The sequence below is a fragment of the Geminocystis sp. M7585_C2015_104 genome (assembly GCA_015295805.1).
Lineage (GTDB): Bacteria > Cyanobacteriota > Cyanobacteriia > Cyanobacteriales > Cyanobacteriaceae > DVEF01.
Window position 1 is genome coordinate 1 of sequence record DVEF01000100.1, and the last position, 8120, is coordinate 8120.

At 41.6% G+C, this 8120-nt stretch carries 3 protein-coding genes; 1 reads left to right on the forward strand and 2 read right to left on the reverse strand.

The genetic code is table 11. The features are described from left to right. Nucleotides 1–78 precede the first annotated feature (78 nt). Together IGQ44_12095 and IGQ44_12100 are read right to left on the reverse strand one after the other, a co-directional pair. Complete coding sequence (locus IGQ44_12095) at nt 79–741, reverse strand: class I SAM-dependent methyltransferase (GenBank protein HIK38717.1); 663 nt, start codon at nt 739–741, stop codon at nt 79–81. Nucleotides 742–2095: 1354 nt separating this feature from the next. Further along, entirely contained in the window at nt 2096–3385 is a 1290-nt protein-coding gene (locus IGQ44_12100) for a lipid-A-disaccharide synthase (protein HIK38718.1), read from the reverse strand. 569 nt (nt 3386–3954) lie between these two features. Between IGQ44_12100 and IGQ44_12105 the strand changes: the two genes are divergently transcribed. Continuing rightward, nucleotides 3955–7602 (forward strand): response regulator, encoded by a 3648-nt coding sequence (locus IGQ44_12105; protein ID HIK38719.1) that lies wholly within the window; start codon nt 3955–3957, stop codon nt 7600–7602. Nucleotides 7603–8120 lie beyond the last annotated feature (518 nt).

Sequence of the window (8120 nt, forward strand, 5' to 3'; positions counted from 1 at the left end):
CAACCATTAGACCATGATAAACCATTACCACCATCACCATTTCTCTTTTCTCACTCCCCCCAGACTTTAACCCCTAAATCATGATAAACTGCACAACAACGTCCAGTGGCGAGGGGAAGATTGATAAATCTCAGCATTATGCCATCCCACCCCTGCAGCTAAACTCTTAATTTCATCTACTGTCAAAGCCGCATAGAGGGAATTCCTAAACAACTGTTTTTGACGAGGGGTATAATCCAGATTAGCCTCTGCCACTATTTTGTCAATCTCTGCCTCACAATTAGGACGCACTAAGTCCCTTATCAGAATACCACCAGTAGGCTTAACTAGGCGGTTAATTTCCTGAAACAAGTCTAGTGGGTTAGGGATATGGTGTACTAAACTATTGGAGATGATAATATCAAAACTGTTATCGGGATAGGGAAGATTCTTGGCATCAGCCAGTTGGAGAATAATTTGGGAAGACTTACCAGCCGCCCGAATGTTTCTCTCTGCGATTGCCAACATGGAGGCGGCTAAGTCCACTGCCACAATTTGCCACTGAGGACGAAAAGAAGCTAGAATGATTGGGATGCGAGCAGTGCCTGTACCCAAGTCTAACACTTTTTTAAAGCTTTTGTCCCCCAATTTACTGGCTAGCAGGGCAAAATCCGTGTTGACTTCTGTAAAGTCCATGCTGTCATATTCTTCCGCCTCTTGGGGGTCGTCCATCACCTCTGGTTCTAAAATACGTTCTATCATGACAAGTGGTAGCCATTTTCAAGCTTCATTTTGTCTGGAATTATTTTAGCTCCTTTTTTATCAATTCCTCCCTCCCATACCTTTTACACACAAAAATAACATAGAAGGCTCAACAGGCCTATAAACCACACAAAAACACCAGTAAAACGGCTAACCGAATAAGTGAAGACACAATCCCATCTTAGACTTGCTTGTCTCTTTTCTTGTGTCCCTTGGTGGATGAAATATTTATCACCTTAGCAGTTATATGGATGGAATTTGAGACTATCTTCAAGGTGAAAGGGGGGTAATCCTCGGCAGGTTAAACCCCTGGCTGTGGTTGTAAAAGTGGCATTTATAAAAACGGATTTCCCTGGGAAAATTCCTGGGGTATCCCAAGACAAATTATAGAATCGTCTACAGCAACAACAACATGATTACGCCAACCAAGTAAATTACATCCACAAAATCATCACCAGTGAAATTAATGATAAATAACCCCCCAGTAATGACGATGTAAAACGACTGAAGTAAATCACACACAATTATTCCCCAGGATAACAAGACAATGACACAGGGGATGTGATTGAAATATTAAAAGTTGCGTCGGTGGCGGGGTTATTCTAACCCGGGAATATGAATTACAAGGATTCCAAGGAAGCCTAAAAAGTCTCCATTACGCCTGAAAAAACCCTGAAGTAAAACTGGCTATTTGTTCAGCCTTTAGCTTGAAATAACTTGTCTTCACCGCTAAATACAGACAATCAGAAATACTAATCTACCATAGTAGGTAACCTCCCCGGCTAACGGGTTAAAACCTAAATCCAAAAATTAACTAATAAATTCCATAAAACCTCCTTCCCCAATACCACCCCCGGTAGTGTATAAAGTCAGTAGTTTTTCCCCGGAAACCCTCGGTTTGGGCCCTTATAACCTAGGCATTTACACAGTTTTACTTGTCATATTTGCCAACCGTATCTTTGCTATAAAATCCTATTCTGAGAAATTCCGAAAAACGGAGGCTACCTATACATTCAAATACATTTAAAGACATGGTCAGTGGACAATCCCATACAGCTGAAATTTTTACTCCTAACATTCAAGCAGTATACTTGTTTCCAGTTTTGGTGTGAAGCAATTCAATAATTTCCAGCCGGATAACATATCTCTCTTTTTTTCTTTGATGTCAAGCGAGTATCTCACGAACCCTTAAAAAAGACAGATAAAGAACACAAAAAGCGCCACATACCCCAAAAATCAGTATAAAGACCAATATTTAATAATTGACCTAGTATCTTGGCTCAAGAATTTTCAAATATGCCGATTAAATAACCCCAATTTTTTGGATTTTTTATCCCCTACTATTCTCTTCTTTTTAAAAATTTTTAAAGCCCCGTTTATCTCCAATGATTTTTACAACGATTTGGCACAGCTCTCTGGCTGCTCCCGCTTTTCCCCTTACCTCTTGCAGATTAGATTTTATCTCTAATAATTTTTCTCTATTTTCCAGCATATTAATTACCAAGTTTCCTACATCTTCCACCCTCAAATGGCCTATTAACTCTGGTACTATTTCCCTTTTTGCCCAGATATTTGGCCAGGCATAAAGTTTCTTATTTTTGAGGGTGTATTTGATAACAAACCAGTTAATTAATCTTGCCCAAACATCTCCTATAATAGGTAGATTTGCTAACAAGCCCTGCAACCCATCCCAAGATTTCATTGCTGTTAACTGGTAGGTGGGAATTAAGACAATCATGGGAATAGCTAATGCGCCCAACTGTGCAGTGTTAGCCCCCACTGTTGTGAGACATAATTGGCATTCAACCAACTCCTCATAGCAAGGAAAACGAGTAATTATTCTAATTTTTAACCCCCCATCTGTCTGCAGATAAATTTGACTATTTTCTAATACCAATTTACCCTCAACATTGCCCAACTGAGAAATTAAAGGATTGTGTCTTTTTTGGGCATAATATGCCAGGATATCCGGGGTGAGAGTAGGCGCCATTGGAATTATAAAATCTATCCTCCCCCCCCACCGTTTCCATATATATTCTGCTATTGCCATCAGAAAAGGCACACCCTGAGTTAATTTACTAGATTTTGAACCAGGAAGCAATCCAATCCTGACAATTGAATGGCGATTGGAAGATAGTGGCAGGGTGGAATTTAAAATACTCGTTTCAGCCATCAAATCCCCCACAATGGTACACTTATGTCGGAAGGCTGGGGGGATTTTCGCCATCACGGATTCATTCATCACGGCAAAATAGTCAATGTAGCGATACCACCTAGCCTCCCACTCCGCATAAACCAAACTAGAATAACCCAGTCTTTTGGCAATAACTAGAGCAAAAAATTGATCTCCCCCTAAGAATAACACCAAACCCTTCTGTCGCCAATCCCAATTATCCCTTGTTTTTCCCCACAGCAGGAAGGAAAAAAACTCCTCTGCCGGCAAGACTCTGTCAATTTCTGGCCAAGCGAGGGCAATTTTGTGCTCATTTCCAGTAGAATGGGGACAAGGGGACAAAATTAAAGATATACGCAATTTTTTCTGGCAAATTTCCTTTGAAGCACGAATTTCTTTCACCACAGGCAATACCCAGGTAGTTATTTCCCCAGGACCATTAGACAGTATAATTAGGTCAAATCCTGCCAATCGTCTCTACCCTCCTTGGCGGCACACTGTTAGCCTATTATCAATCTATTGTTAGCTATTTGGCCTATTTTTGGTTTATTTTCCACCCCCCAGTCACCCTTCCCCGTCTCTATAACACTACTCTAGCCCACTATATCATCATAGTCCCATCGTCAAACACCCAACTCTCAATTAACCTCCCACCGGACAGCCCCTGATAACAGTCTATAATTGGTATTTGAGTGCTAGTACTTAGGTTTACAGCCAGTAAATGAGATAATATAAGTGCCATTGTGAAAGTTTATGTCCAGTCAATAAGAAAACCAAAACTACAACGCACACCCGTCTCCCCGGTACCCATGATAAAATAAGCGTCTGAGCAATTGTATTTCCTAACACCAGATAACTTGGATGATTCGGGAAAAAATTTCTTAAATGTGGGGAGGGGGTATCTACTGTATTTCTGATGCCTCAAGTGCAAAGTGGGGAGGATTTGCCCATTAGACAATTGTTAAACAAAACAATAGACAACTGTTGAACAACTGGTAGCATTTGGATTTAGATAGTAACACCTGGGGAAGTGATAACCAATGGTTGTAAATAAATTTGAGGGAGAAAACAAAAGCAATGAAGAAATGCAATTAGACTCCCAGTTGGGAGGGTGTTGTCAATTTTTGCTGGAAAATTATGTGGATGGAATTGCCTTGGTAAAGGAGGAAAAATTCATCTACCTAAACAAAAGCTATAGGCAACTGTTGGGTTATCAACAGGAGGATTTACTAGGAAAACACTGGTGGTCGGTATATACTGAATCGGAAATAGTGAGAATCCAAAGGGAGATTATTCCCATTTTCCAGGAAAAGGGTTTTTGGCGAGGAGATGTTAAAACCCTGAAAAAAAACCGAGAGGAAATTTGGCTAGAGGTATGCTGGCAAAAAATCCCGGGAGATATAACCGTTTGTTACTGTAAAGATGTAAAGGAGAGGAGGAAAGTAGAAGAAGAATTAACTCGTAATAGAGACTTGTTGGCTATTATATCCCAAGCCCAGTCTGAGTATGTAGCTAATGGAGACATTCAGAGTCTTTTTGATAATCTCCTGGAAAAACTCCTTCTGTTGACTGATAGTGAATTTGGGTTTATAGGCGAATTGAAACACCCCGAGGAAGACACCAACAGCCACCCCCCCCACCATAAACCCTATCTCAAAATCCACTCCCTGGGTAGCATTTCTCGACACAATGGCAAGTCAATCCGCCTATATGACGAAAAACAGGGAAGGGGAATGGAAATGTCTGACTTCAACAACCTATTCGGACAAGTTATCCTAACGGGCAAACCGGTAATCTGTAATGATTATAACGCCTATGAGCGCAAAAAAGGAACCCCTAAGGGACACCCCCCCCTCTCCACCTTTATGGGATTACCCTTCATCCACCAAAACAGAATAATAGGGATGGCCGGTTTTGCTAATCGCCCCGGCGGCTATAATCAGGAATTGGTAGAATATCTACAACCTTTTGTTTCCGTTTGTAGTAGTCTGATTGCCTCCCATAAAAGCGATACCCTTCGCAGAGATTCAGAGAGAAAATTACAGCTGCGGGAAAAAGAAGCGAGAAAACAGGAAAAATTCATCAGGAGTCTCTACAAAATTTGCGCCTCCCCTCTTCTAGACTTTCAGAAAAAACTACAAGTCATTTTTGTCTTGGGGAGAAGGTTTTTCGGTATGGATGTTGCCATGCTAACGGAAATAGACGAAGAATACTGTCATGTAAAGGAATGGCAGTCTAGTAAAAAATACCGACGATTATTTCAGGGGGAAATCAAGGTAAAAAACGACCAATCCTTATGTTTTATAACATACCAAAGTGAAGAGCCTTTTGCCATAGAGTCTCTCAGTCAATCCACCCTTTCCACCCCCCTTCGAGATTTGGGTGTTGAATCCTATGTAGGAGCTAGATTTGAAGTTTTTAGTAATACAAAAGGAACTATCTGTTTCTTTTCCATCCACCCAAAAAGAGTAAAAATTACTAGTACAATTAAGGAACAAATACGTTTGATGGCAAGGTGGGTGGGTTATGAGTTGGAAAGAGAAACCTCTCAGGGGCTTATTGAGAATCAGTTAAAACAAGAAATACTCCTACGCCGGATAATACAGGACATTAGGGCTAGTATAAACTTTGAGCAATTATTTCAAAACGCTGCCACCACCCTCCTCAACGTCTTCCAGGCTAATCGCTGTCAGGTATTCACCTACTCCAAGTTGGCCTCCCCACCCTTGAAACTGGAAGCAGAAGCCTGTAGTGAAAACATCCAACCCATGTCTAGTTGTCTGATAGACTTAACTCAGAATAACCCCCACTTTGAGGCTGTTATCGCCTCTGACGAGGTAATAGCAAGTAATAATGTCTATGAGGACCCCCTATTGCGAGCCATGATACCATATTGCCAACAAATTGGACTAAAATCCATATTGGCAGTACGTACATCTTATAAGGGGGAGGTAAATGGGATTATAGGCTTACACCAGTGTGATAGATTTCGAGATTGGACAGCAGAGGAAATATCCCTCTTAGCAATAGTAGCAGAACAGATGGGGATTGCCATCAGTCAGGCCAAACTTTTACAACAGGAAAAACAACAAAGGGAATTATTGGAAAAACAAAACAAGGCTTTACAAGAAGCAGAGAAAAAAGCCAAGGCAGCCAGCAAGGCAAAAACCGAATTTCTTGCCTGTATGAGTCATGAAATGCGTACTCCCCTCAATGGTATCATTGGCATGGCACAACTGCTACTCACCACTAATCTTAACCCCGAACAACGAGATTTTGTAGAGATAATCAATCAAAGTGGTAATATTCTTTTAACAATCATCGGCGACATCCTCGACTTAGTGAAAATAGAATCCCAGAAAGTAGAATTACAGACAGAGGATTTCAACATCCACCACTGCATCGAGTCTGTCATTTCCACAGTAGAATTAGAGGCGGAGAGGAAGAAACTAAATCTAGTTTATATTGCCAACCCGAGGAGTCATTGCTGGTTTAGGGGGGATGTCAATCGTCTTAGACAGGTAATTCTAAATCTGGTAAGCAATGGCATCAAATTCACCCCTTCAGGGGAGGTGGTAGTCAGACTGACTGTAGAAGACAAGAAGGGAGACAAAACGGCATTAGTGAAAATATCTGTGGAGGATACAGGCATAGGCATTCCACCCCAGCAAATGCAACGAATTTTTGAAGCCTTCACCCAAGTTGACTCCTCTTCTACCCGTCGTCATGGGGGTACTGGTTTAGGCCTAACCATCAGCAAAAAACTGGTAGAATTAATGGGGGGCAGTATAACGGTAGAAAGTCAGATAGGCAAGGGCTCAAAGTTTACCATATTCTTACCCCTAGAAAAAGTTTCCCCTGGAGAAGGAGAAGACAATACTAGTCTAGCCCTTTTAGAAGAATTGAAGGGCAGAACAGCACTAATCATATCCGATTCCCCCTCGACGGTGGAAATGCTAGCCTGGCAGACGGAAACCCTAGGTTTGAGGAATCAAATCTGTCTCAGCAGCCAATTTTCCCCTTGTTTGCTGGAAAACGTGGCAGTGGTAGTGGTGGACTACCCCCTGTTAAACTATGACCATCAAGTTTTATATAATACCCTAAGACAACACAATGGCGGTTTTTATCTGTTATGGTTAATACCGGTGAGTTTAAGGAATCAACTACACTTCTTTCAGCAGGATAGCAAGTCTAGTTTGATTGCTAAACCCGTAAAACAATTTCAAGTTTATCATACCCTAAAGAGACTTCTATCCTCCCCCGGGAAAACAGAGACAATCGTAGATAGCCACAGCCAAGGAAAGCCTTCAATGAGAATACTGTTGGTGGAAGACAACCCCGTAAATCAAAAAGTAACTAAGCTGATGTTAAAGAAACTGGGTTACGTGCAGGTAGATGTGGCAGGTGACGGCAATGAGGCAGTAAAAATGGTGCAACAAAACCAGTATGAGATTGTGTTAATGGATGTGCAGATGCCGGGGGTGGATGGCATCAGCGCCACTCGTCAAATTCGCAATTTAGGAGATAAAATCCACCAACCCTGGATTATAGCCATGACTGCCTCTGCCATGGAAGAGGACAGAATGGAGTGTTTGCAGGCTGGCATGAATGATTATCTCGCCAAGCCGGTGAAAATTGAACATATAGCCCAAGCACTACAAAATGTCTCTGCCCCCCTCAAGGGTTAGGATGTGGGGGGTAGTATTTAGGGGGTGGGATTTAGGGTAAGGTGTAGGGGTTGGGGTATAATCTCCGCATTTTTTCCTTACATTTCTTAATTTTTTCTCACCAACTCGCCGCTTCCGTAAAAGGGGTGACTGCCAGGGCCTATGGGGAGCGGCAATACATTACTGGCTTTTCAGTATAAGAGTAGTACTAAAGATTGCTCAGCCCCGGACCCAGGGGGAAAGTAAATTTTTGTTTAAAAAAAAGGGCAAAATGTAAATTTTATTAAAGAAAGATTGACAAAAGGAAGAAGGGGTGATAGGCTGATGCCGATAAAGTGGGGGTTTTCAGGGCCTGACCCCCTTGCGGGAAATTCTAAGAAAAGATAGAATTTTTAACATAAAATTAAGACAAAAGGGATCCCAATAAATAGAGCCTGGTTATAGTAGACTAGGAGAACTATCACCCTTAACAAAAGCCAATTAATACAAGAGGAGGAGCGTAGTCGATGGGACTACCATGGTATCGAGTCCACACAGTG